We start from the raw sequence: 24,016 nt of genomic DNA, 5'->3' as shown, positions 1-24,016 counted from the left end.
AGCTAGTTGATGTTATCACTTCGAACCTTCGCGTTCAAAATATTAAGATTCCCGCATACCTTTGTTCATACTATCTAGTACTGGGTTAAGTAAATAATCTAAAGTAGTTCTTTCTTGTAACAGAATCATGATTTCTGCGGGCATGCCTGGGTACAACGAAATCTCGGACCTTTGTTTGATAACCAACGGGTCTAACTTTACCTTTATTCGATAGTAACTGGTTTCATCATTTTGATTTTTAATGAGATCTGGTGATATTTCTATGACAATAGCCGAAATTGGGCTAACTTTTCTAATGTCATAGGATGACAGTCTTACCATGGCTGTTTGACCGAGTCTGACTTCGTCTATGTCTTTAGGATTAAGTCTCCCTTCAACAATAAAGTTTCCCTCTGTTGGGATGATTCCTACAATAGTTTTGCCTGGAGAGATGACCGCTCCTATTGTATTAATATTTAAATCCACAATTTTACCAGCAATAGGGCTGTAAATTTTGGTGCGAGACAAAATGTTTTTAGACTCAGTAAGTGCTTGTTTTATCTGTGCGAGTTTAATCTCTAATAACTGAATCTCATCACTTACCTTGGTTAAGAAGTCAACTTTGTTATTTAATAACTCTTGTTCTGTCTCCACTATTAACAACCTAGCTTCTGCCTCTTTTGATTGATATTCGCCTAATCGACCGAGAATGGCTTGTTTCTTAGACTCCATCTCTAAGTATTGGTTGCGAGCGGCAAAGCCTTTTTCTAACAAGCTCGCAATCATGTTTATTTGCTTTTGCAATAACGCCAAGGATTCCTGTTCTGACTTTACCCGGTGAGTATATGACTCAGCTTGTTTTTCAGCTTGATTAATACGCTCTTTGAGAACCTTAAGGCTCCCTTCTAATGCTTGTTTACGTTGTTGAAATAGCAACTTTTGGTTGGTAAGTATTTGGCGGTTATCCTGTGATATTTGTAGGGTCTCATCACTAAAGTGTATGGAGTCTTTCAGAGCTAGCTCAGACTTTAATCGATCGATTTTGGCTAACTCGTAGTAGTACTGCAATTTTAACTGAGAGTAATTACTGTTAGCTTTAGTTCCATCTAGCTCTATCAGTAATTGATTAGCCGCTATTGTATCACTCTCTTTGACGTGAATTTTTTTTATAATACCGCCATCATAATGTTGAACTTCTTGCTTTTTCCCTTCAACGACTATTAAGCCTGGCGCAATTGCAGCGCTGTGCAGGGGAGATAAAGCTGCCCAGCTAAAAAAACCAAAGAAGCCAAAAAATATTGTACATAAGCCAATAGTTTTAAAATTATTTAAACTCATGCTCGATTCTCATTCTTTATTTTTTTAGAATTGGCGGAGTTGCAGATTTGTGCTGCAGACTGATCTCTTTCTATGGAGCCTTTATTGAGTACTACAACGCGGTTAGCTGCGCCCAATAGGCCAGAGCGGTTAGTAGTAAACAAGGTCGTTTTGTTTTTTCTACAACGTTCTTTGATCATCTCGCTGATTAGTCTTTCACCCGCTGAGTCCTGAAAACTGTCAGGTTCATCCAGAATAAGCACAGCAGGTTCGTCAAAAATAGCACGCGCTAGTAGTAGCTTTTGCACCTCGCCATCCGAAGGGTGAATATCGACGCCAATAATTGAGTCGTAACCTTTTGGCCAGCTAAGTATTGTTTGGTGCATACCAACGCGCTCACAGGCTTTGAAGCTGGCTGCTTCATCTGCTTTAAATCGCGAGATGTTATTAAATACGGAAGTCTTTAGAAGTGCTGACTTACTTGAATAAAAGCCAAGGTGTACCCCCAGTACTTTACTGGACCACTGTTCAAATGCTGCAGAGTCTAACCTTATTTTCCCTAGGTTAGGTTGATAGTGACCTGCGATTAGTGCAAGTAATGTAGACTTTCCTGCTCCTTGGGCACCAACTATTGCAGCTGAATCTCCAGGAGAAAAGTTTAAGTTAATGCCATGCAAAAAAGGGATATTAGAGTTAGGGTAGGTGAGCATTACCCCGGCGAGCGTCAGCTTGCCGGAAGGTTGAACCAAGTCACAATCGGGCTCAACTACCTTTTCAAATGTTTTGTTGAGTTTGGACATATCTAACCACAAACGATAGCAACTCAACCAATTTTTAGCTTGGGTAACGGCCTGTTCAAACGGACCAATAGCACGTCCAAATATCATACTCGAAGCGATTAAAGCACCGACGGAAGTTTCACCGTTGAGTACGAGATATGCGCCAACCGCAATAATAATGATTTGCGCGGCAAGTCGTATAAAACGAGCTATTGCAAGTAGGTTATATTCTTTGCTCGCATGTTTATTTAACTCTTGGTTTTCCTGTTGCTCACTTTCTAGTAAAGCTTTGGTGATGATATCAAGCATACCTAAGGTTTTAATTTCTTGGCTATACTCTGTAATCGCTGTCAGTTTGAGGTGCTGCTGATTGAGTTGCTTTGGTTTATTTGTGAAGTTAACAAATGCAACGATAAGTAAACATATAGCAGCAATCAAGGAGATAACACCAAACAAGGGGTGGATTAATGCTAGAATAACGATGAGCAGGGGCGACCAAGGCAATTCAAACAATGGACTGAGGCCTTGAGCAACGAAGTTAGAAAACTTATCTATGCTGTTGAGGGCTTGACTCTTTAAGTTTTTGCCTTCTAAATCAGCGGATTCAAGTATTTTTACAGTTAACAGTTGCTTAATAGTACTCGACCACTCTAAAGATGTTTGTAGCAGTACTCTGTTTTTTACCCAGTCTAGTATGCTGTACATAAGTGTTAGCCAAAGCGCAATAATGCACAGCATTAGAAGCGTGTCTTCACTGCGTGAGTTCATCACCCTGTCAAATACTTGTAATGAGTAGAGGGGAACGGCAAGCAGCAACATACTAGTAAAGAAGCTACAAGCAAGAGCAAAAATGAGGGACTTTTTTAGATTTGTGTTGATTACACTTAATGATGGATTTTGCATAATTTTATTAAAAAAATAGAGTGCCAGTAAGCACTCTATTTGCTCAGTCAGAATCTCAATTATGCGATATCTAAATCAACGCTTGCATCAGGTACAAGTGCTGCGTCAGTGATTACGTTTACCACTTCGCCATTTTTCTCGAAGCTGTATTGTACTAAGTCTACAGAAGCTTTTACTCCAGCCAGAGAAAGGTAAGCTTCTTCTTCTGCACCAGAGATGTCTGTTACTTGAGCAGCGACGTCACCCATTCCGTTTTTAAAGCCGTTAGAAGCTGAGATAACTAGCTCATCAATACCTACCGCTATGAAAGTGTTGTCAATATCAACTGTATTCACGTCGCCGTCGTCTTGTGAGTTGTGAAGAATTTTATCTAGGCTGATTTTCGCAGTAGTAGAAACACCTGATTCGCCTATTAATGCTTCGATACCTGCATTGTTTGTTGTTAGGTCAACAGAGACTTGCATGTCGCCATCTGCGTCTAGCACTGTTAGTGTGTCGAAGTCTTGGCCACCGTTGAAAAGCACGTCGTCTTCAGTTGCGATAAGTGTATCATTACCTGCGCCGCCAAGTAGTGCGTCCATGCCTTCGCCGCCAACAAGAGTATCGTTACCTTTGCCGCCTTTTAGTACGTCGTCGCCAACTTGACCATAAAGTTGGTCATCATCAGCACCGCCCCATAGTTTGTCGTTACCTTCACCACCAACGAGGATGTCTTCACCGCGACCACCTACAAGTGAATCATTACCTTCACCACCTGATAGGATGTCGTCACCACGACCGCCACGTACGATGTCATCGCCTGCACCACCAAGTACATAGTCATCACCGCGGCCACCGGTTACCAGATCATTACCTTCACCACCGAAGATGCGGTCGTTACCTAGACCACCAGATACAAAATCAGATTGATCGCCACCATTAAGGAAGTCATCACCGCGACCACCGAAAACTATATCAGCACCGCCAGAACCATTGATGTAGTCACTGCCGCGGGTGCCGATTAAGAAATCAGAAGTTTCTGAGCCGATTACGTGAGTATCTGTAACGTAGTTGTTCGCCATTTTTATCTCCAAACTCAATTTAAAAATTAAAGTTAATTACATTGGAGGTCTCAAAATTAATTGAGTGCTGCGATAGATGGGGTGAATCCTACTGAAAAATAGGATCATCTCTATTGCCCTCACATTTAATACCATTTAAATGTGTGGTAACCCAGCCGTCTTATAGGTTGGCACCTTAAGACCTGTTAGTTTTCCGTCCCTGACTCACATCAGGTTTGGCTTTTTCACGTGCTGCCTGTTACTAAAAAGGCGAAATTACTATAGGGCTTATTTTTAATAAAATCAACAAAAAAACCAAATATGTAACATAGGTCATTCTAAAAAGTTTTAGCCTTATTCGAAAAAGAAAAGAATTAAATTTAACCTCATCAAAACGAAGTCAACAGAGCCTATCAATATACAAGTAAGCAATATCATCAGTTACTGCAAAACTATGGGATACGAGTCAGTATGGGAGATGTTTGAATATAAAGCTCAATTAACCTGATACTTGATAATTTACTATACCCGAAGATCCTTTGTAAGAAATAATTCGCCCGGCGGTCGGAGCCACAACAGCGCACGTTTTAACATCGAAGTTTACCGTGGCATTTGCGCCAATTACGGCGTTATTGGCGATACTGACTTTGCCAAATACTTTGCAGCCCGGACCTAAATAAACATTATCGCCAATAGTAGGAGTTCCAGCGCTCTTACCTCGATTACTTGTACCTATCGTTACTCCTTGCGAAAGATTAACGTTACGCCCAATTTTTACACGACTATTAACAATAATCCCACCGAAATGACCAATGTATAAGCCTGGGCCTATTTGAGTAGTAACTGGGATAGAGATCCCTAACTTAAAGCCGACTTGTCTTAATTTAAGTCGGAACAAAGGATAAAGAAATACCTTCAGAATCTTCCGTTGTTTTAAAAACTGGCAAGTACGAAAATGGAAAATATACTTCCAGCCCTCTCCGATAAAGTATTCTTTTAACCCTGCATTAAAGCCAGATTTTCCCTCAATGCGATATAAGTCGGCAGCTAACAGAGTCTTATATTCTTGGTAATCCATGACCAAATCCTAAATTAACTATTAATAACATCACTCAAAAATTCGACCAACTCGCTTTCTGAATACTGGTTACAAGTAAGCAAGTTACCCATTTTCAGTGCAGCTTGATAAGCTTGCTCTAAGGTCTCAACAGAGTCGAATTCAAGCACATGCTGCCAGTCTTTAACCCAATCTTTAGTCGCTATTTGGTGATCGTTACGAGTTTCCTGCCTAGCGCCTTCTCGAGCCATAATGATTAATGGTTTACCCAACTCTAAGCAAGTTAATATCGTACCCATACCTGCATGACCTATCACTACCTCAGCTTGTTCAATCTTTTGTTGGTATTGACTAGGCGTAAAGCCATCATGGCAGCTTAGGTTTTGAAACTGAGTTTTAGTATTACCTACTTGCGCAACAATATTACTGCGCTGAGTGACTTGCGCCCACTCATCAATAACTTTAACCATGCGATCAAAGGGCATTTGAGAGCCCACTGTTGCAAAAATCATAAACAATTACCTTTAAACTTAAAACCTCGACCATCTAAGTGTTGCCACTGAGTTAAGCAGTGATCAACATGTTTCGAAACCTTTTCTCCAGACAAAGAAATTTTCTCGACGTTGGCAATACTGTCAATCCAAATAGTCTTTGCTCCTAATAAGCGGCCAAGCCTTAGCGCAAAATAGCCTGGAGCGGCTCCCGTTGATATAACGATATCAGGACGCTCTTTGAAGACAATAACAATGAGTTGCAACAACAATTGAATCAACCCGATCTTGTCCCAGCGTGTCGCATCTCGCACAGTATAAAATTTAGCGCCCTCAGGAGTGTCAGCTTGATAATCAGGTTTCACAGTTACATACACTTGGTTATGGCCAGAGAAAGCTTTTTGTAACCTTCTAAGCTGCACCCAGTGTCCCCCACCAGAAGCTACAGCAAGAATTTTTTTTGTCTTCATCATGATTGTTCCTGTGCATACAAGCTTATTAAGGCAGCATTAACTGATTGACTGGTAAATTGCTGGCTGGCCCTATGGTAAGCATTATTAATGTATCTATTTTTCAGCTCTGAGTTCTGTAGCAGCTCTTTTATAGCCTCAGCTAACTTATTTGTATCTTTAGCTTTTACCAGTAAACCCTCTTGGCCCGATGTTAAAACGTCAGGGATACCGCCGACATCCGTTGCAATCACTGCAACCTTATTCGCCATAGCTTCTAATACACCTATTGGCAAGCCTTCAAAATATGACGGTAAGACAAAAATATCAGATTCTAGCAACAGTCTTTCCTTCGCTTTACCATCAACCCAACCAGGTAACTTGACAACATCTGCTAACCCTTTAGCAGCGCAGAGTTGACGAATGTCTTCAATATCACCATCTCCTGCAAGCACAAGTTCAAACTCAGTTCCCTGTTGCTTCAACTTGGCACAGGCATCGATTAACTCAAATAAACCTTTTGTGTCTCGTAGGCGGCCTAAAAATAATATTTGATTGTTAAGTTTTTGATAGTCACCAGCGATTTCCTCCACAGGATTGTATACCACTTCAACTCTTGCCCGCGGTGATATCTCGAGAACAACTTGCTTCCAAGATTCAGTCAAAGCGATCACAATATCAACTTGGGAAAGAAAATCTGAAATATATTTCTTAATTTTTGGCGAACATGACTCATAGTAGTTTTTGAATTCGCCACTATGTAAGTGGAAAATGGTTTTGACACCAAAAAATCTAGCTAATTGCAATAAAACTGTTTTCCGCCAAAAACTACCTCTAGAAGCAGAATGTACGTGAACACAGACAACTTTTTTCAGCATCAGCATTCTAAAAAGTTGCATATAACAAATGAAAAACTTCACTAACATAGAAAGTTTATTTGGCTTATCGTATGAGGCAAGGTACTTCACCTTCGCTTGTTCAAAGAGGCCACTTTTTTTATAGGTAGTAGCAACGGCTGAAATGCCACCAGGGCTCGTCAGTTCGCTGCCGATCATGACAATGTATTTATTAGACATGTTGAGCAACATCCATATAGTTTTTTACCATAGCTTGGTCTGAGAAATCTCTTTCGACCCTTTTGCGCGCATTTTGCCCTAAACCTTGTTTTTCAGTTTCAGATATTAATTGTCGCATTTGTTGCGCCATAGCACCGGGGTTTAAAGCTTCAAATAGATAACCATTACTTCCCTGCTCTACCATTTCAGGCGCGCCTCCAACATCAGACATCAATACTGGCAGTGACAATGCCATAGCCTCTAGCGCTGCATTGGAAAAGGTTTCACTTTCCGAGGCTAGCAGAAAAGCATCGCTCGCTACCAAATAGGGACGACAATCATCAACTTGGCCAATAAATATAATGTTTTCGGTTACGTCATGCTGCTCTGCCAAAGCGCGAAGGGTTTGTTGGTAGCTAGGGGTTCCTGCTCCTACAAACATACACGCTACATTAATATCGTGAGATTTCAATTTCGCACAAGCTTCGATGATATCTTGATGCCGCTTTTCTATTCGTAGCTGGGCTACTGTACAAAAAACGAAATCGAATTTTGCTAATTGCAGCTCCTCCTGTAACAAAGAAGCATGTTGTTCGAGCGAAAAGTTGCGGCAAAATTTTTCGGTATCAACGCCGTTGTACAAAATGCTCGCTGGCATTTTGCCAAGCTTATACTTTTTCTGCCAAAGCAGCTTTTGCGCTTCCGCACCAAAGGCAATGTGATCAGCAAAAAAGAGAGCGCTGCGATAAACCAACATCTGTAACTCTTTTTTCACTGTTTCAAACTGCGTCGTATTTGTAAGAGAAACAAAACGCAGATTCTTACCTCGTTTTACCTTGGCTTTGATAGCGTATAACAAAGGGTACATATTAACGGTAAATACTGTTTCAATACCTTTATCTATTAGGAAATCACAAGCCGAGTTAATGCCTGAGTAGAAGCTATCATTAACCTCACGTAGTTTTATTACTGTAATCGAGTCATCAAGATTCGCTTCCAATTCATTCGAACCAGAAACATACATTATACTGACATCCCAACCTTTTTCGGATATCCGATTAGCCAAATTGACAACTTTTTTTTCACTTCCGCCAATCGCCAAACTATTAAGCAAAAAAGCTATTTTCACGTTTGATTCCTTTCGCTATGTAAGTAAAACCAGCTAACACAAAACAACACCCACATCATATTATTTTGTTTTACAAAGCCGCCGCCACTTAAGGTATAGAGCACAATAAATAAAGTAGTAATAAAGAAGAGAGAGGAAAATTCGTCCCCTTCAAGCACCGTTCTTTTGAAGCCTTGATAGATAACTTTAAAATTAAGAAACAAGTAAAAGGAAGTACCGATATAGCCGAGCTCTAGCCAAATATCGACAATGCCATTATGAGCGTGCCCTAAATTGTAATAGTCCTCATCCAAAAGATAATAAGCACTATTATACTCACCCCAGAAAACCCCACCAAAACCATGACCAATCCAGGGTCTTTGAGATGCATTTAATAAAGCTTCCCAAACTAACGTTCTACCAGAACCAGTCATATCTTTTTGAAAAACTTCAGTTACAATCCAAGGTAATACAAAAATGGCGAAGACCAGGCCCATAAAGAAGAGTAAAATAGCAACAACCTTCAGTCCACTTTTAACACTTCTATTTTTAACAAAAAGGCTAAAAAACAAAATAAACGGGCATAGCACTAATAGCATAAACGCTGTAGACGAACCTGCTTTTACAGTACAAACAAAAGCGGCTAGAAAGATAATTACCTGAACTAGAGTCAATCGCTTATTAATTAAAAACAAAGACAAAACACAAAAAATTAAAATCACCATAAAGCGTCCCAAGTGATTTTTAAAACCATAAACACCCTTCCATAGGCCAATATGGTCAATTGAGGTTTCGCCTGCGTGAATACCTAAAGCTGGAACAAATAAAGCTAAAAAGAGAGATATAAATGCTCCGACACCGAATACGACAAGAAGTAAATTTACGAATTGCTTTACTGAAAGGGTTTTATAAATTGCGTAAGAAAAGATCAAAGTTCCTAACATAGCAATACTTCGAGAAAGTGTCTTATTCGGCAAATCGGACCAAAGTACCGATAGGAACATAAGGGTAATCAAGCCAAGTATATAACGAGACTCATAAATAAACTGTTGGATACGAGCATTATTAATTAAGATATAACTTGAAAGTATGTATACCAGCAAAGCAATAAGCTGAAAAGATGAACTAGACCCTATACCTTCCTCTCTCTCAAACATGAATGTAAAACTGCGAGAAAGAAATAGGGAGCTAAATATAAAAAATGTATATATGAGCCAACTTTTCTTAACCTCCATCATACTGCCTCTTCTACTTTAATATTCGGTATAGCTCTTCCCTTAGAAAAGCAAACAACAAAAATTACACAGTACCAAAAAACACTGAAGCCACTAAATAAAAAAATGAATTGAACGAAGGTAAAATCATAAAAATAGAACAAGAAGACGCCCCCGGCCTTAATGGTTAAGGCTGAAACTTCTAGCTTAAATAAGACAGAAGATTCCTTTATAATTGTTAAAAAAGGAGTTGTGGCTGTATTAACTAGTGAAGCCATTGCCCAAGCAGTAATTAGGTATAAGTACAAATCTAAGTATTGCCACCCTGGGAAGTTAAAATATTTAAATAGAAGGTAGATGGCGACATAAGCAATGACAGTTAACAATATAGCTAATAAAACGAGCTTTGCGACAATTCTAAAGTAAGATTGAGAAATATTGCTCGCGGCTACCAACTGCCTCATGATCATGGGGCGCACAGACTGAGCAATAAGGTAAATAGGAGTTCTGACTAGCCTTTCAGCCAAAAAATATGGCGCAACGACGCTACTGCCTAAGGTCATTGCTATAAACATCGGCAGTTGCTGGGAAACAAAATTAGCAACATCACTCAAGGTGTTGAACTTTATAATTTCTTTGTGATTTTTATACGCTAAACTTATTTGTTGAACCGTAAATTCAAGCTTACATAAATAAGGCTTAACATTCCAAAAAATCAAGGATGTAACGAGGTAACTCACCAAGGTACCGACAATCAAACCTTCCTGAAGGTAAGCCACAAGAGTAAACTGTATAGCAACAGTAATAAGCGCTCGCGTAACTTTTTGTTTTGCGATAGCAGTGTAACATTCTTGATAAACCAGAAACGCATATGACAAGTTAAAGAATGCAAGAACTATTCCGCCAACAACACAATATAATACAAGAGATAGTGAAATTGGAGAAATAAAGTAGCTATAAAATTGTGCTATCAATAAGCAAGCTGGTAGGAAAAATACTAAGCCAAGAAGGAATATTGACAGGGCTTGCTCCACATCGCAACTATCTTGAGATTTCGAAATAACTAAGTCTACTCGAAGTGAAAAAATAATTGCAAGTAGAGACGAGATGGTAAAAAAGGTGCCGAAAAGGCCAAAACTTTCCGGCCCATATAATTTAGCTAGAAAAGGAGTTGCTAAAAACACAATAGCTTGAGCAATTGCTACACCGCCAAATAACTTGGCTAGTTTAACATACATAGAATTCACTTTTGGCATGAGGCTTCTCTGCCGGACTTAAGCCTTAGGTTAGCTTGCGCTTGCTCCAATGCGGACTTCATCAGTGTTCTCCCAGGCCCTTCAATACACTTATACAAAACGTGGGCTACTATTAGCGTCAAAAAAATAGCGAAGGCTACTGTAAGGTAGTAGTTTAAACCAACAACTATTAGCTTATTAATAATGATATAGCCAAGGTTTTGATGGGTAAGGTAAAGAGAGTATGAAATACTGCCTAACCAGAGAAAGATACCTTGATTGACTACTTTCAACTTATCAAAAACTAGGAGTAGAAAGACAAAAGAAACGAACATAAACACAGCTATTTCATGTAATAGAGCTTGCAACCCCGCACAGGCCACTAAAAGAGTGAGGTTAGCCGTATTAAGCTTTTTAGACTTATAGATATCAAAAAAGAACATGCCAACTAAGAAATAGGCTAGATAAGAAATAAAAAATAACTTGCTAATTATCTTAGAAACAATGAACTCTGGCAGAGCCAAATTTAGTGCTGCACCGAGAATAAAGATCAAGCTAAAACAACGAAATAGGTTCAAATTTTTATTGACAAGCAAAATCATTGTAACCCAAAAATAAAACTGAGCTTCAATGAGCAAGGTCCAATATACCCCATCTACAGAGGGTATCGACCAGTATTGATGAAACAAAGTTAAGTTGAGTAGCGCATCTAAAATAGATACTTCACGACCTGGTAGCCCGAATAGGCTCACAGCCGAAAAAGTAACTAGAACAGCGACAGCATAAGGCGGATAAAGCCTTGCTGCTCTTGCAATACAAAAGTCTGTTGCGTCGTTTATCCTGACCAAGCTCCAGGCAATAACAAAACCACTGATGCCAAAGAAAACATGAACGCCATACTCTCCTACTTCAAAAAAAGTAAGGGGAGTATTACCGGTTGGGTATATTTGTTCGTAACGGATTAAAAAGTGGTATAACACCACCATTAAAGCCGCGATTCCTCTAAGAGCATCTAGCTCAGGTAAACGACGCAGATTCATATTACAGTCTTAAGTCCGTTAGGGCTTTTGGTAATACGTACTTAAGGTCGTAAATTACCGCGCTTTCCTTTTGTAACGCTTTCAACTCTTCCTCACTCATGTCTTTAAACTCATTGTGAGCCACCGCTACAATCACACCGTCGTATTTACCTGCCACAGGCTCTTTGATTGGCGTAATGCCGTACTCGTGCTCCGCTTCTTCAGCCGATACCCAAGGATCATACACGTCTACGTTGATGCCGTATTCTGCCAACTCGCTGATAATATCAACCACTTTTGTATTACGTAGGTCTGGACAGTTCTCTTTAAAAGTTAAGCCCATCAGTAACACGTTCGCATCATTTACGTGAATTTTTTTGCCTAGCATCGCTTTCACCAACTGGCTCACCACGTAGCGGCCCATGTTATCATTCAAGCGACGACCCGCTAGGATCATTTCTGGGTGATAACCGATAGACTCTGCTTTGTGAGTCAAGTAGTACGGGTCAACGCCAATACAGTGGCCGCCAACCAAGCCTGGACGGAAAGGTAAGAAGTTCCATTTGGTACCAGCAGCTTCCAATACTTCAAGGGTATCAATATCCATCTTATTAAAAATCAGTGATAATTCATTAATCAACGCGATGTTTACGTCACGCTGCGTATTTTCAATGACCTTCGCCGCCTCTGCGACGCGAATTGAGCTTGCCTTGTGCGTACCCGCTTCAATTACCTCGTTGTATAAACTATCAACAATAGCTGCAATCTCAGAGTTTGAACCTGAGGTTACCTTAAGGATACTGGTGACGCGGTGCTCTTTATCACCAGGGTTAATACGCTCAGGGCTGTAACCTGCAAAAAAATCTTGGTTAAAAATCAAACCAGATTCCGCTTCTAGCACAGGTACACAAATTTCTTCGGTTGCGCCTGGGTACACTGTTGATTCATAAATGACGATATCGCCTTTTTTCAATACCTTTCCTATCATTTCGCTGGCTTTGATCAAAGGCGTAAGATCTGGCTTTTTCGCGTCATCGATTGGTGTTGGTACAGTTACTAAATAAGTATTAGCTTCTTTTAGCTTCTGGACATCACAAGTGAATACTAAGCCTTGTGCTTCAGCTAATAACTCAGCCTCAACTTCTAACGTACTGTCGACCCCAGTATTCAACTCGTCAATACGTGGTTGGTTAATGTCAAAACCTATCACGTCACGCTTTTTACCAAACTCTACCGCTAAAGGTAGGCCAACATAACCGAGACCGATAATGGCCAGTTTAAGATCTCTATTTATATTATTCATCGTCTAACTCAGATTAATTGTAAATGAAAATTATTAGGGTGTGTTTATCTTTGTTGTGCATATTCCGAATAAGTATGAGCCCCTTTTTTCGGCGCGGGCACCTGATTCAACACCACTCCATCAATGGCAATTTCGTGCTTGGTAAATAGCGTCATGGTGTGTTTGTAGACAGATTTACTGGTACTGTTTGCTTTAAGTACTAACAAAATTCCTTTCGTTAGCTTGCCCACAATAAATGCATCTTTAACCGGCAAAATTGGTGGTGTATCGAAGATGATGCGGTCATACTTACTAGCTAGATGAGTAACTAGTTTCTCAAACGCATCGCTGCTCAATAATTCTTGAGAATTTGGTGCCAACATCCCCGCAGTCAAAATATCTAAGCTTCTACCCTCGACACCATGAATACACTCTTCAATAGGAGTGTTCATCAGTAAAATATTGGATAAACCCGGTTGGCTTGGAGAAAAACCGAAGCGTTGCGCAACTGAAGGTTTTCTCAAGTCACAATCAATCAACAGTACTTTTTCTAACTTTGCAAATGAGTTGGCTAAGTTTACAGCAGTGGTCGTTTTACCTTCTCCCGGCACCGCGGATGATACTGCCAAGAGTTTACGCTGTTTATTGAACAGGCTTAAATTTAGTGAAGTCCTTACTGAATCAACCGATTCTTGATAGATTCGGAACTTCTCATCATCGAATACCTTCGCATCAAATGGTGCCTTTTTGTAGCGACGATCTTTTATGAAAGGCAGAGTACCAGTTGGTAAAAGACCGAGTTTGTTTTCAAAATCGCGTGCAGATTCAATCGTATTGTTGAATGCATCAAGCAGGATAACTAAGACAACAGCAAAACCTGCACTCGCAACTAGCGCTAAAGCAACGATTAACTTGCGATTCGGTTTGTGCGGAAACTCAGGAGTTAATGCGTAGTCACTAAAACGGGCGTTAGCTGCGCTAAAGTCACTCGTGGCGGAGGTTTCTTTTTGGCGAGTGAGGAATAGATCGTACAGCTTAGCATTGGTGTCAACATCACGTTTCAGTGTGTCGTATTCACGTTTAACGACGCTTAGGGCCTGAAACTCTTCTTTTTTATCTAGTAGCTCTTGTTTAAGCAAGAATTCTTGCTGCTTAGCACTGGTGAGTTCCTTCTCAATTCCATTCACAAGCTTTTGAGTCAAACGATTGGCGCTTTGCTGAACTGATTTCAACTGCGCGTTAGCTTGGATCATTTTGTCATGCTTTGGGCCATAGCGTTTTGCCAGTTCGCTGACTTGCTTTTCTGCATTCGACTCTGCAAGTCGAATATCACGAATTTGTGGATGATTGGAGATAAGTGAAATAGATGCGAGGGTAATTGCATCAGCCTTTGTGTTATCTTTCAGCGAGTTGTAAATTGCTTGGGTTTCTATGCGTCTCTCTGTTGCTTTAGAGATTCTATCGGTAAGGTTAGATAGCTCCGAACTGGTGAGCGACACGATACCGCTGTTATCAATCAGCTCTTGTTGCTGCAAAAAGCTTAGCAATGCTTGTTCAGACTCATCCAGTTTCTGTTTTAGTTCAGCCAATCGAACATTGATCCAACCAGTCGCTTGCTCAGTCGCGAGTAGTTTCGATTCTAGATTGTTTTCGATAAAAGCTTGTCCAACTTCGTTCGCAATTTGAGCGGCAAGTTTAGGATCTTGCGATTCAAATGAGATATTAACCAACTGAGTTTTTCGAATCGGAGATATTGATAGCTTCTCTTTAAACGCTTTGAGGACGTTACGGTTAATCGCGTCTTCAGCCAATGATAATTCAATGGCTTGCGATTCGTGACTAGCAAAGTATGGGAAGATTAGGGGGTGTTTTTTTATGTCGTCAACGATTCCGTCAAAAAAGCTAGGCTCTGATGGAAGGATGCTTGGGTTAAACTCTGCCACTTGCGCTAACTGTAACTTGTCGATAACACGTTGCGCGACTTGATTTGATTTGAGGATTTCAAATTGAGTCAGGTAATATTCTGCCGCTCTAGTATCAATACCGACCACCTCTTCAATGGAAATAGCATTCTTGGGTGCTGACTCTATAAGTAACGTTGCAGTAGCCTTGTAAGTTGGGTTAATCGATAATGCCACCAAGGCAGAAATTGCCGTACACAGCAACGTAAACAGGGAAATAGAAAGCCACCGCTTTTTGATTAAATGGAAGAAATAACCAAGATCGATCAAATGTTCTTGTTCGTAAGTGCTAGATTGAGAAGGGCTTAACATATTGTATTGTAGTCCGAATATGAAGAGTGATGGGCTTAGGGTTAAAAGAAGCTCTGTTCAATAACGATGATGTCGCCAGGCATGATCTTTTTTGATAGTCTGACTTTGTTTTTTATCTCTTCAGACCCTGATTGAGTAATGTACACTTTGTCTTTGGCAGCTCGATCTGTAAAACCTCCAGCTAACGCAATCGCTTTATCAACTGTTAGTCCTGGTTGATACTCATATCCACCGGGTTTTTTTACTTCACCATTTACGTAAATACTGCGAAACCCTACTACACTCACTCTCACTTTTGGCGAGATCAAGTAATCGCCTTTTAAGCCGTTGATAATTTCATTTTTAAGACTTTCAGGAGTTTTATTGAGCGCGCTTAACTGACCTAAGTAAGGGTATTCAAATTTGCCACTGTTGCTTATGTATAGTTCGTCAATCGATAAGTCTGACTCACCGTAAACTGAAATCTGAATTTTGTCGCCAGCGCCAATAACATAAGTATCTTCAAATGATTTAGCTTGAGCGATTGACAAAGAAGCAAAAAATAATAGGCCAGCTTTAATAACGTTAAACATCAAAACTCCTCAACTAAAACAACATGTTGGCAGAAAAATATAAAACATTTTGATCGTAACTATTACCAACAACAGAAGAGTCGTTGTCTTCTAGTCGCCAGCCAGCATTAATCTCTACGTGATCTCTAATTTCGTAGCCTATGGACAGGTCTACTTTGTACAAGTCATCGGTTCTCGAAGATTCAGAATAATCATCCAAAATGAATCTAAGTGACGTTTGAGTAAATAAATGGCTCAGCCAATAATGCTTCCAAGCACCATCAAAACTCGTCTCATCGACATAATTTGAACCTTGATCAGGATCTCTTGCCCTCTGAGCAGCAGATACAGTAACTTTTGAATAATTAAGTGGCTCCCAAACAAGTTCTAGATCCCAGCTAAAGCCACTAAAATCATCCTTAGTCACATCATCATACGACTTGTCTTGTAAACCAAACCTTAGCTTACCTGTTGTTTTACCTGTGATATCCCACGTCGCACCAGTTAGGTAAAATATATCCACACTATCCTGAGAGTTATTGGTCACAGGATCATTTAGATCATAAGCGCGTTTAGACGCATCGATTTCAAATAGTAAACTCGTTGCGGGAAAAGCACGCCAATAAAACGCTACACCGCCACCATACTCGAAGTAGTCCTTGAAACGAGTGCTAACTTGACTAAAGCGTGGGTCCTGAATATCCCGATAGTTATGGTACTTCCTATCCTGAAGGCGAAGTGTAGTTTCAATTCTTCCTTTAGCTTCATCAGAACCAAATGCATGTACAATGCTTGCATCATTAACAGCATATTCGACTGGCCCAGAAGCAATTGTAGACAGTGAGTCACCCGCAAGAATTCCAGTACCACGCTCTTCATGAAGAAATAGGTAGGCATAATTTAGAGAAAGTGCATTTCGGCTGTTAAGAATAATAGAATTATTGGTAGATAGCTTATGGTCTACATAATTGTCATCACTGCTGTCGGTATAGAGACCAGAAGAAATCTGATAAGCGATCTGGTAGCTATTTCCTCCCCGATCTGATTGAAAAGCAATCCCAGGTTCAATGACAAATACTGTTGAAGACTCCGGAGACTCTGCATCAGAGTATCTTCCAACATTGTCGTTATGTTCGATTCTACTGTCTAAAATAGGCAGTATTTTTAAACCTGATTGCGTAACATAGCCATTACCCTCAAATTGGGCATACACTTGGGATGCTGTTAGAGTAAGCGCCAAAGCGGACAATGCTTTCTTTACTGTGTTCATCATTAATCCTCTAGTAGGCAGTTTTACCCACAAAGCCTTTAAAAATAGTCATGAATATAATTTTGAGATCGAGTGATAAGCTCCAGTTTTGGATGTATTTAAGATCATACTCAACTCGCTTTTCCATTTTCTCTAACGTATCGGTTTCGCCTCGATAACCACTGATCTGAGCCAAACCTGTAATTCCCGGTTTTACCTTGTGTCGAAGCATATATTTATCGACTATTTGTCGATATTCTTCGTTATGTGCAACGGCGTGTGGTCTTGGACCAACAATTGACATTCGACCTTGAATAACATTAATAAATTGAGGTAACTCATCGAGAGACGTTTTTCGAATAAATGCTCCAAACTTAGTGACTCTTGGATCATTTTTCGTTGCTTGCTTTACAACGTTGCCATTATCCGTAGTACTCATCGAACGAAACTTCCAAACCTTAATAGCCGCCCCATCTAACCCATAACGCATTTGCTTAAAAATAATTGGACCTGGACCAGACAACTTAACGCCAATTGCAACCATCAATAAAACTGGGCTAATTAGAAAAGTAATAATGCTCGCTAATAAAATATCTTCTGCGCGTTTTACAACACTGGCTAAACCGTAAAATGGAGTATCTTGAACACTAATTGTTGGACTGTTGCCAATCGTGCGCCAACGTGCCTGCATAAGCTCATAGGTATAAATGTCGGGTATCAGATAAACACGTGCCGTGGTATCAGAAAACATTTTCACGACGTCTTTTACGCGCTGAACTTCACCCATTGGTAATGCAATGTAAACATGGCGTATCTCGCGTTTTTTTGCTTTCTCGACTGAGTCTTTAATCGATCCCAAGATTGGCTTACTGAGGCCATCCTTCGCAAGACGGCTTGGCTCTCTATCATCATAGAAACCTACGAAATCAAGGTTAGATGATTTGTCATTTGCCATATCATGCGCCAAGCGAATGCCTGCATTTGAGACACCGACAATTATCGCTTTTTGCTTATATTGGTGTTTTTTGTAGTGCGCACGGATTAGAGAGTTTCCAATAAGTCGACTGGAAATCAGCAGCGCGGGTGTGGCAAGCATCCAAGTGGTGATAACTACTCTAGAATGGACTTCTGTCCATTTAGTAAAGAATGCAAACAACAACAGTACAAGTAGTGTTTGCAGCCATGCACCGATAATATTCTTAAATTCATGACGCTGAACAAATACACCATTATATCGGTACAAGCCAGATTGTTCGGCAAAAAACACAAAAAGCAAAGCTGAGACTAAGCCTGAAATAGTATAAATCTTCGAAAAATCACCTAAATAAATTGTGGATACTACAAGGAGTAAAAATATAATTACAAATCCATCAATTATTCGATAGAGGGCATTAGACTCTTCCTCTCCGAATTTAACTTTTCTTTGCGTGGTCATATCCATATTTCGGTACGCTACTACTCCCAAGGCGTAGACCTTAAGGGCTATTGAGTTGTTAAACAGTTATTCTCTACGTATAACTTTTGCATCATAAATAAAAGCGGGTTTATTTTTAATTAGATCTGCATAAAAAGTAAAGTCTCAAAACTGAGAAACAAAATAAGTTATAAAACTGTATAAAATACACTCAATAAATATTATGTTTTTATTATTACAGCCACTAGTTAATTCGTCGTGAGTCGCACTTTTGAGGCAAGAAATAGAAGTAATGAAGCATTCTCATATATTAGACATGAGACACGAGATTATTACATTTAAGACAACGCTAGTGATAACTTTCAGTTTAAAAGAATAAATTTGACTTGGTCTCAATGTTTAGATTGAGATTCCTCGACTTTATTTAGTTTTATAAATTTCGTTTTTTCATAAAAAAACACCACCTTTTAGGTGGTGCTGTTTGCGAGATGGCTAATCTATCACTAGTTGGATTGAACAACGTACTTTAGCAGCTCAACAACCTGCTCTGGGGATTCTGCCCATGCCATTGCGGCCGCGTCGACTTCTTTAAGAGGGTGAATCAGTGACTCATCATGAAGAGTAATGTAAGGCTTATCGAGTGCCGATAGCATGCCCGCATCGAACGCGGCATTCCATTGGCGATACTTTTCGCCAAAACGTACTACGCCAATATCACATTGCTTGATCAAAGTGGACGTTCGAATAGCATTGACCTTAGAAGACTGATGATCACGCCAAAAGCCTGATTCGTTCTGTCGTAACATATCTCCAGCCGCATCGCTTGACTCATGGTCTGTATTCGCTGAGTAGAACTCTATATTGAGTTCCAACTTCCTTGCTCCTTCAACTATGCGTTCACGCCAATCGGTGTGTATTTCCCCACTTAGGTAAACTTTCCAAATCATTTGATTACTCCCTTCTAGCTTTTCTTAGCATTTGTCGCTAACACATCAGCGCGCAGTACAGATTGCTCTATGACTATATCAGCGAGTTGCTCTCGACTTAATAAGTAGTGCTGGGTTTGCTTATGTATCGCCAGCGCTTGTTGGTTTTGATAAATCTCGTACAAATGAAACAGCTGAGGATCATTGATATCCTTCACCACATCAAATTGTATACAACCTTCTTCATTCTCCACTGAACAACGAGCATTTTTACCCATAATGGATATATAGTCTTCTTCGCATCCCTGCTTGACTCGATTGCTCACAATAATGCAGTACATAATAGTTTACCCTCCTTGAGTTTGGTTCTACTTATAGTTGTACCACAACAACTTTATTGTATACAATATGGATAGGGATATTGTACAAAGGGATAAAGTATGGATAGACCAACACCATTCAGTGGCATTAGACATATCGCACTAGTTGTTCAAAAATATGAGGAGTGTGAAGCTTTTTACACAGAAATTATGGGGATGAGTATCCTAAGAAGAGCCAATGATAACCTCGTTTATCTGACCAATGGTTGTGATAACTTGTCGCTTGGACGAGCGCAGTCTCAACGAGTTTGCTCACCGATAAGCGTCGATCATTTTGGTTTTATCGTCAGAACCAAGGATGAACTCCATCATTGGTACGAGTTTATGTTAGATAAAGGAGTGCCAGTCTTGGATGAGCCTCACGATCATAGTGATGGCGCTCGGAGCTTTCACTGCAAAGATCCTGAAGGCCATGTTATTCAACCGCTATATCATCCAGATATCTCGCACCAAAATATCATTTAGCTTTCATTAACCCCAAGGCTTTGAGTTTGCGATATACCGTGTTACGGCTAATGCCAAGCGCGCGAGAGACTTTGCTGACATTGCCATTGTGAGTGTGATAGGTATCGATTAAAGTGGCGTTAAGCGTAGACTTTAGATCAGATACCTCTTCATCATCTTTTGCACTGGGCTGAAAACCTTGCAAAGGCTGTGAAAAGTGAGCAGGCAGATGTTCTATGCCTATTTCGTGGGTATCACGGGCAATTAAGCTCGCGACTTTGACTAGGTTGTCGAGTTCTCTGAGATTACCTGGCCAACGATAATTCATCAGTGCGCTTGTCAGCTCATTCGAAAGCATTTGATTATTCTGCTGATACTTGTTGTGAATAGCGTGAATCAAGGCGAGCTTATCTTGGCGTTCATACAAAGACGGTAACGCCACCACCAATCCATTGAGTCGATAATATAAGTCTTGCCTGAACTTACCTTGAGAAACCAAAAGATTTAGATCTTGATGCGTTGCCGCGATGACCTGAATATCAACATGGTGAGATTGAGCAGATCCCACCGGCATCACGACTTTATCTTGCAATACCGATAGCAAGCGACACTGTGCCTCAAGCGGCATCTCCCCTATTTCATCAAGGAACAAGATACCCTTATCGGCTTGTCTTATGCGCCCACTGTAGCCTTGCTTGTTAGCACCAGTAAATGCACCTGGTGCATGACCAAACAACTCCGACTCGATTAAATCTTTCGGCAATGCACCACAGTTTACGGTAACCAAGGGTTCACTGCGACGACTGCTGTGCTTGTGCAGTGCTTTAACAAACTCACCTTTTCCCACCCCGGTTTCACCTAAGATCAACAGACTGATATCGCAACCCATGACCTTGTTGGCCTGTTGCCAAGCCTGCTCCACCTTATCGTCTCCGTAATGCAGGTCGCTGGCTGCGCTGATCCATTTCTTAGCGGAAGGTGTTTTGCCAATGCTTTTCTTTTCAAAAACGAACTGATTTTGTAGCGATTGTCGGAGTAGATTCTCGAAATGCTCGCCCAGCAAAGAAGCCTGATCAATTAATTGGGTGGCCACTTGATTGTGAGCCACAACATGACCATTCTCATCCGCAATCACTATCCCTTGCCAGCCGCTTTTTAACACCGATTCGTTATGGGCCAAGTTAATTTGCAGCGATCCTTCTGGAATTTGGGTTAGCATGTAGTTTTCAACCAACTGAACCATGTTTTGCACTAAAAGTTGCGTTGTCACATCATGTTTGGCTTGCTCGCTCGTAATATCAAGAATCCCAACCAGTTCGCCTAGATGGTTGAACAGAGGACTAGCAGAGCAACTGATAAACCTGTGCTGTTTGATAAAGTGCTGTTCACCGATAACGGAAACCGCTTTTTGTTCAAAAAGAGCGGTTCCGATCGCATTAGTGCCTTTCCATTTTTCTTGCCAACATGTGCCCGATTCGAGGGCGATTGACATCAATTTCTCTCGAAACTTCTCCTGCCCCCAACTGGCAAGTATCACACCTTCAGAGTCGGTTAATATCAAGCGGCTTTCGCTACGAGACATAACTTGATTGAACAGAGGCAATGCACATTGTTTGACCGCTTGAATGACTCCTTGGGCGTTGTAACGTCGCTCCTTGAGCAAAACGTTTGAAACATTAATGTCATCCGGTTTTTTAATTTGTCTTAAACCTGCATTCGAGCTTCTTTGCCATGAAGAGGCGAGCCAGTCACCAGATTGTGTTGTCTGTAGTTCCATACCTGTTCCAACTTTGAACACTTGAGTTGTACCAATTTGGAACAGTTGAACAATTTGTTAACAACTCGTTCCTCTACTTTGTGTTTAAAACATCTTTCTTTAAGCCTTGAATACTCTAGCGCCAGAAAATAATTACAACAAGTTTTTAACATTTGGTCTGTGATTTGCGTTAACTAACCTGTGCCATTAGAAGTGTTCACCCGAGTGTGAGTCCTTCAGACATACTTGAATGAGAAAATAAAAAGGATATTTATATGATTTACGCACAGCCAGGCAGTCAAGGTTCCGTTGTTAGTTTCAAAACCCACTATGACAATTTCATTGGGGGCGAATGGGTTAAGCCTGTGTCAGGTGAATACTTTGACAACACCTCGCCTGTTAATGGTCAAGCTTATTGTAAAGTTGCGCGTTCTGGTGAGGAGGATATTAACCTCGCCCTTGATGCGGCGCATAGTGTACGAGCGAGTTGGGCAGCGACAAGCGTAACTGAACGTTCAAATATTCTGCTTAAAATCGCGGATCGAATTGAGCAGAACTTAGAAGAGCTTGCTGTCGCAGAGACATGGGAAAACGGAAAGCCTGTTCGTGAAACACTAGCCGCGGATTTACCGCTTGTTGTCGATCATTTCCGTTACTTTGCAGGCTGTATTCGCGCTCAAGAAGGCAGTGCCGCTGAGCTCGATGTTAATACCGCAAGCTACCACTTCCCTGAGCCGATTGGTGTGGTTGGACAAATCATCCCTTGGAACTTCCCAATGCTAATGGCGGCATGGAAGCTAGCGCCTGCACTTGCAGCAGGGTGTTGTGTCGTCTTAAAACCCGCAGAGCAGACACCTACTTCAATCCTACTATTGATGGAAAAAATCGGTGACCTTATTCCTGCCGGGGTGGTTAATGTGGTCAACGGCTTCGGTAGCGAAGCAGGCCAAGCACTCGCAACCAGCAACCGTATTGCCAAACTCGCGTTTACGGGCTCAACAGAAATTGGTAACCATATTCTTAAGTGCGCCGCCGAAAGCCTCATTCCATCGACGGTTGAACTAGGTGGCAAATCACCTAACATCTACTTCCCAGATATCTTTGACCATGAAGATGAATACCTAGATAAATGTATCGAAGGGACTTTGCTCGCGTTCTTTAACCAAGGTGAAGTCTGTACCTGTCCATCACGTGTCTTAGTCCACGAATCTGTCTACGATAAGTTCATCGCTAAAGTGGCCGAAAGAGCGAAGACTATTAAACAAGGCAACCCACTCGACACTGAGACTCAGGTTGGCGCGCAGGCTTCTCAGGAACAATTTGATAAGATTTTAAGTTACCTAGAAATCGGCCGCCAAGAAGGTGCGAAAGTGGTGTTTGGTGGTGAGATTGCTCAGCAAACTGACGCCATTGAATCAGGTTACTACATTCAGCCTACTTTGCTTGAAGGCAACAATAAGATGCGTGTTTTCCAAGAAGAGATTTTTGGCCCTGTGATTGCGGTGACCAGTTTCAAAGATGAAGCAGAAGCACTCGCGATTGCTAATGATACCGAGTACGGTCTTGGTGCTGGCGTGTGGACTCGCGATGCCAACCTAGCGTATCGAATGGGTCGCAACATCGAAGCGGGACGAATCTGGGTCAACTGTTACCACGCTTACCCTGCTCACGCTGCATTTGGTGGTTATAAGAAGTCAGGTATTGGCCGAGAGACACACAAAATGATGCTCGATCATTACCAAAACACCAAGAACCTACTGATCAGTTACGATGTTAACCCATTAGGATTCTTCTAAGACACATCTCAGAGCGCCATCAGGCGCTCTTTTCTTCTTTACGGTGCTTATACTTATCGTTTAGATAGAGACCACCACTAGCTACAAGCGCAATCAACGAAACAGTAAACAGCGCCGGCATCTTTAATATCCAAGCAAATGTTGCAGCTAGAAATGCAACGAAGGTAATCATGCGGCTACTTGACATGACTCTGCCTAGTTTTCTACTCATAAAGCCTCCTAATCGCAAATCGAAAAGGCCTTGAAAGACAAATAAATGGCCTTTTCTTGACCACTTTTATTATGCCTTTTGGAAAGCT

General features: G+C 40.9%; 22 protein-coding genes and 1 riboswitch. Of the genes, 2 read left to right on the top strand and 20 right to left on the bottom strand.

Features of this window, described 5'->3' with window-relative positions; translation table 11 throughout:
* Positions 1-42 precede the first annotated feature (42 nt).
* From LYZ37_RS18465 to LYZ37_RS18380, 18 genes are all read right to left on the bottom strand, one after another.
* Positions 43-1,317 (bottom strand): HlyD family type I secretion periplasmic adaptor subunit, encoded by a 1,275-nt coding sequence (locus LYZ37_RS18465; RefSeq protein WP_272252301.1) that lies wholly within the window; start codon positions 1,315-1,317, stop codon positions 43-45.
* The gene (locus tag LYZ37_RS18460) at positions 1,314-2,978 is read right to left on the bottom strand and encodes an ATP-binding cassette domain-containing protein (RefSeq protein WP_272788283.1); all 1,665 of its coding nucleotides are present in this window, start codon (positions 2,976-2,978) and stop codon (positions 1,314-1,316) included. The genes LYZ37_RS18465 and LYZ37_RS18460 overlap by 4 nt, the downstream gene beginning before the upstream one ends.
* 59 nt (positions 2,979-3,037) lie before the next feature.
* Positions 3,038-4,039 carry a calcium-binding protein gene (locus LYZ37_RS18455; RefSeq protein WP_171320913.1) on the bottom strand — a complete coding sequence of 334 codons (1,002 nt, stop codon included), beginning with the start codon at positions 4,037-4,039 and terminating at the stop codon, positions 3,038-3,040.
* Positions 4,040-4,181: 142 nt separating this feature from the next.
* Positions 4,182-4,269: riboswitch (cyclic di-GMP riboswitch) on the bottom strand.
* Positions 4,270-4,517: 248 nt separating this feature from the next.
* Positions 4,518-5,096, bottom strand: coding sequence for a serine O-acetyltransferase (locus tag LYZ37_RS18450; RefSeq protein ID WP_171320912.1), 579 nt, complete (start codon positions 5,094-5,096; stop codon positions 4,518-4,520).
* A gap of 14 nt (positions 5,097-5,110) precedes the next feature.
* Entirely contained in the window at positions 5,111-5,587 is a 477-nt protein-coding gene (locus tag LYZ37_RS18445) for a glycosyltransferase (RefSeq protein ID WP_171320911.1), read from the bottom strand.
* On the bottom strand, positions 5,584-6,039 hold the full coding sequence (locus LYZ37_RS18440; RefSeq protein ID WP_272788282.1) for a glycosyltransferase: 456 nt from the start codon (positions 6,037-6,039) through the stop codon (positions 5,584-5,586). The genes LYZ37_RS18445 and LYZ37_RS18440 overlap by 4 nt, the downstream gene beginning before the upstream one ends.
* Positions 6,036-7,091, bottom strand: a complete 1,056-nt coding sequence (locus LYZ37_RS18435) for a glycosyltransferase family 4 protein (protein ID WP_272788281.1) — start codon at positions 7,089-7,091, stop codon at positions 6,036-6,038. Before LYZ37_RS18435 ends, LYZ37_RS18440 begins: the two co-directional genes overlap by 4 nt.
* Positions 7,084-8,199, bottom strand: a complete 1,116-nt coding sequence (locus LYZ37_RS18430; protein ID WP_272788280.1) for a glycosyltransferase family 4 protein — start codon at positions 8,197-8,199, stop codon at positions 7,084-7,086. The genes LYZ37_RS18435 and LYZ37_RS18430 overlap by 8 nt, the downstream gene beginning before the upstream one ends.
* Positions 8,196-9,416, bottom strand: a complete 1,221-nt coding sequence (locus tag LYZ37_RS18425; protein WP_272788279.1) for an O-antigen ligase family protein — start codon at positions 9,414-9,416, stop codon at positions 8,196-8,198. The genes LYZ37_RS18430 and LYZ37_RS18425 overlap by 4 nt, the downstream gene beginning before the upstream one ends.
* Positions 9,413-10,648 (bottom strand): hypothetical protein, encoded by a 1,236-nt coding sequence (locus tag LYZ37_RS18420; protein WP_272788278.1) that lies wholly within the window; start codon positions 10,646-10,648, stop codon positions 9,413-9,415. Before LYZ37_RS18420 ends, LYZ37_RS18425 begins: the two co-directional genes overlap by 4 nt.
* Positions 10,636-11,667, bottom strand: coding sequence for an acyltransferase family protein (locus LYZ37_RS18415; protein WP_272788277.1), 1,032 nt, complete (start codon positions 11,665-11,667; stop codon positions 10,636-10,638). Before LYZ37_RS18415 ends, LYZ37_RS18420 begins: the two co-directional genes overlap by 13 nt.
* Position 11,668: 1 nt before the next feature.
* Entirely contained in the window at positions 11,669-12,949 is a 1,281-nt protein-coding gene (gene tviB / locus LYZ37_RS18410) for a Vi polysaccharide biosynthesis UDP-N-acetylglucosamine C-6 dehydrogenase TviB (protein ID WP_272788276.1), read from the bottom strand.
* 44 nt (positions 12,950-12,993) lie between these two features.
* Positions 12,994-15,201: a GumC family protein gene (locus tag LYZ37_RS18405; RefSeq protein ID WP_272788275.1), complete on the bottom strand. Its 2,208-nt coding sequence runs from the start codon at positions 15,199-15,201 to the stop codon at positions 12,994-12,996.
* 41 nt (positions 15,202-15,242) lie between these two features.
* Complete coding sequence (locus LYZ37_RS18400) at positions 15,243-15,773, bottom strand: polysaccharide biosynthesis/export family protein (RefSeq protein WP_272788274.1); 531 nt, start codon at positions 15,771-15,773, stop codon at positions 15,243-15,245.
* A 13-nt stretch (positions 15,774-15,786) separates the two neighbouring features.
* Positions 15,787-17,022 (bottom strand): outer membrane beta-barrel protein, encoded by a 1,236-nt coding sequence (locus LYZ37_RS18395; RefSeq protein WP_272788273.1) that lies wholly within the window; start codon positions 17,020-17,022, stop codon positions 15,787-15,789.
* Positions 17,023-17,032: 10 nt separating this feature from the next.
* A complete protein-coding gene (locus LYZ37_RS18390; protein ID WP_272788272.1) occupies positions 17,033-18,442 on the bottom strand; it encodes an undecaprenyl-phosphate glucose phosphotransferase in 1,410 nt (469 codons plus the stop codon).
* A 476-nt stretch (positions 18,443-18,918) separates the two neighbouring features.
* Complete coding sequence (locus LYZ37_RS18385) at positions 18,919-19,362, bottom strand: YtoQ family protein (RefSeq protein WP_272788271.1); 444 nt, start codon at positions 19,360-19,362, stop codon at positions 18,919-18,921.
* A gap of 14 nt (positions 19,363-19,376) precedes the next feature.
* Entirely contained in the window at positions 19,377-19,682 is a 306-nt protein-coding gene (locus LYZ37_RS18380) for a putative quinol monooxygenase (RefSeq protein WP_272788270.1), read from the bottom strand.
* Between the two features lie 99 nt (positions 19,683-19,781).
* On the opposite strand from LYZ37_RS18380, the gene LYZ37_RS18375 reads away from it, so the two are divergent.
* Positions 19,782-20,186, top strand: coding sequence for a VOC family protein (locus tag LYZ37_RS18375; RefSeq protein WP_171383128.1), 405 nt, complete (start codon positions 19,782-19,784; stop codon positions 20,184-20,186).
* Here the strand turns inward: LYZ37_RS18375 and LYZ37_RS18370 are convergent.
* Positions 20,179-21,942, bottom strand: a complete 1,764-nt coding sequence (locus LYZ37_RS18370; RefSeq protein WP_272788269.1) for a sigma-54-dependent Fis family transcriptional regulator — start codon at positions 21,940-21,942, stop codon at positions 20,179-20,181. The genes LYZ37_RS18375 and LYZ37_RS18370 overlap by 8 nt on opposite strands.
* A 254-nt stretch (positions 21,943-22,196) precedes the next feature.
* Between LYZ37_RS18370 and exaC the strand changes: the two genes are divergently transcribed.
* Positions 22,197-23,717 (top strand): acetaldehyde dehydrogenase ExaC, encoded by a 1,521-nt coding sequence (gene exaC, locus LYZ37_RS18365; protein ID WP_272788268.1) that lies wholly within the window; start codon positions 22,197-22,199, stop codon positions 23,715-23,717.
* A 19-nt stretch (positions 23,718-23,736) separates the two neighbouring features.
* Here exaC and LYZ37_RS18360 read toward each other — a convergent pair whose 3' ends face one another.
* The gene (locus LYZ37_RS18360) at positions 23,737-23,928 is read right to left on the bottom strand and encodes a hypothetical protein (protein ID WP_004748196.1); all 192 of its coding nucleotides are present in this window, start codon (positions 23,926-23,928) and stop codon (positions 23,737-23,739) included.
* Between the last annotated feature and the right edge of the window lie 88 nt (positions 23,929-24,016).

The organism is Vibrio tubiashii (assembly GCF_028551255.1).
GTDB classification, from domain to species: Bacteria; Pseudomonadota; Gammaproteobacteria; order Enterobacterales; family Vibrionaceae; genus Vibrio; species Vibrio tubiashii_B.
This window is presented reverse-complemented; position numbering and strand designations above follow the sequence as displayed.

Coding starts and splice junctions, on each gene's coding strand:
- LYZ37_RS18465 (WP_272252301.1), bottom strand. CDS start 1,317: ATGAGTTTAAATAATTTTAAAACTATTGGCTTATGTACAATATTTTTT.
- LYZ37_RS18460 (WP_272788283.1), bottom strand. CDS start 2,978: ATGCAAAATCCATCATTAAGTGTAATCAACACAAATCTAAAAAAGTCC.
- LYZ37_RS18455 (WP_171320913.1), bottom strand. CDS start 4,039: ATGGCGAACAACTACGTTACAGATACTCACGTAATCGGCTCAGAAACT.
- LYZ37_RS18450 (WP_171320912.1), bottom strand. CDS start 5,096: ATGGATTACCAAGAATATAAGACTCTGTTAGCTGCCGACTTATATCGC.
- LYZ37_RS18445 (WP_171320911.1), bottom strand. CDS start 5,587: ATGATTTTTGCAACAGTGGGCTCTCAAATGCCCTTTGATCGCATGGTT.
- LYZ37_RS18440 (WP_272788282.1), bottom strand. CDS start 6,039: ATGATGAAGACAAAAAAAATTCTTGCTGTAGCTTCTGGTGGGGGACAC.
- LYZ37_RS18435 (WP_272788281.1), bottom strand. CDS start 7,091: ATGTCTAATAAATACATTGTCATGATCGGCAGCGAACTGACGAGCCCT.
- LYZ37_RS18425 (WP_272788279.1), bottom strand. CDS start 9,416: ATGATGGAGGTTAAGAAAAGTTGGCTCATATATACATTTTTTATATTT.
- LYZ37_RS18420 (WP_272788278.1), bottom strand. CDS start 10,648: ATGCCAAAAGTGAATTCTATGTATGTTAAACTAGCCAAGTTATTTGGC.
- LYZ37_RS18415 (WP_272788277.1), bottom strand. CDS start 11,667: ATGAATCTGCGTCGTTTACCTGAGCTAGATGCTCTTAGAGGAATCGCG.
- tviB (WP_272788276.1), bottom strand. CDS start 12,949: ATGAATAATATAAATAGAGATCTTAAACTGGCCATTATCGGTCTCGGT.
- LYZ37_RS18405 (WP_272788275.1), bottom strand. CDS start 15,201: ATGTTAAGCCCTTCTCAATCTAGCACTTACGAACAAGAACATTTGATC.
- LYZ37_RS18400 (WP_272788274.1), bottom strand. CDS start 15,773: ATGTTTAACGTTATTAAAGCTGGCCTATTATTTTTTGCTTCTTTGTCA.
- LYZ37_RS18395 (WP_272788273.1), bottom strand. CDS start 17,022: ATGAACACAGTAAAGAAAGCATTGTCCGCTTTGGCGCTTACTCTAACA.
- LYZ37_RS18390 (WP_272788272.1), bottom strand. CDS start 18,442: ATGGATATGACCACGCAAAGAAAAGTTAAATTCGGAGAGGAAGAGTCT.
- LYZ37_RS18385 (WP_272788271.1), bottom strand. CDS start 19,362: ATGATTTGGAAAGTTTACCTAAGTGGGGAAATACACACCGATTGGCGT.
- LYZ37_RS18380 (WP_272788270.1), bottom strand. CDS start 19,682: ATGTACTGCATTATTGTGAGCAATCGAGTCAAGCAGGGATGCGAAGAA.
- LYZ37_RS18375 (WP_171383128.1), top strand. CDS start 19,782: ATGGATAGACCAACACCATTCAGTGGCATTAGACATATCGCACTAGTT.
- LYZ37_RS18370 (WP_272788269.1), bottom strand. CDS start 21,942: ATGGAACTACAGACAACACAATCTGGTGACTGGCTCGCCTCTTCATGG.
- exaC (WP_272788268.1), top strand. CDS start 22,197: ATGATTTACGCACAGCCAGGCAGTCAAGGTTCCGTTGTTAGTTTCAAA.
- LYZ37_RS18360 (WP_004748196.1), bottom strand. CDS start 23,928: ATGAGTAGAAAACTAGGCAGAGTCATGTCAAGTAGCCGCATGATTACC.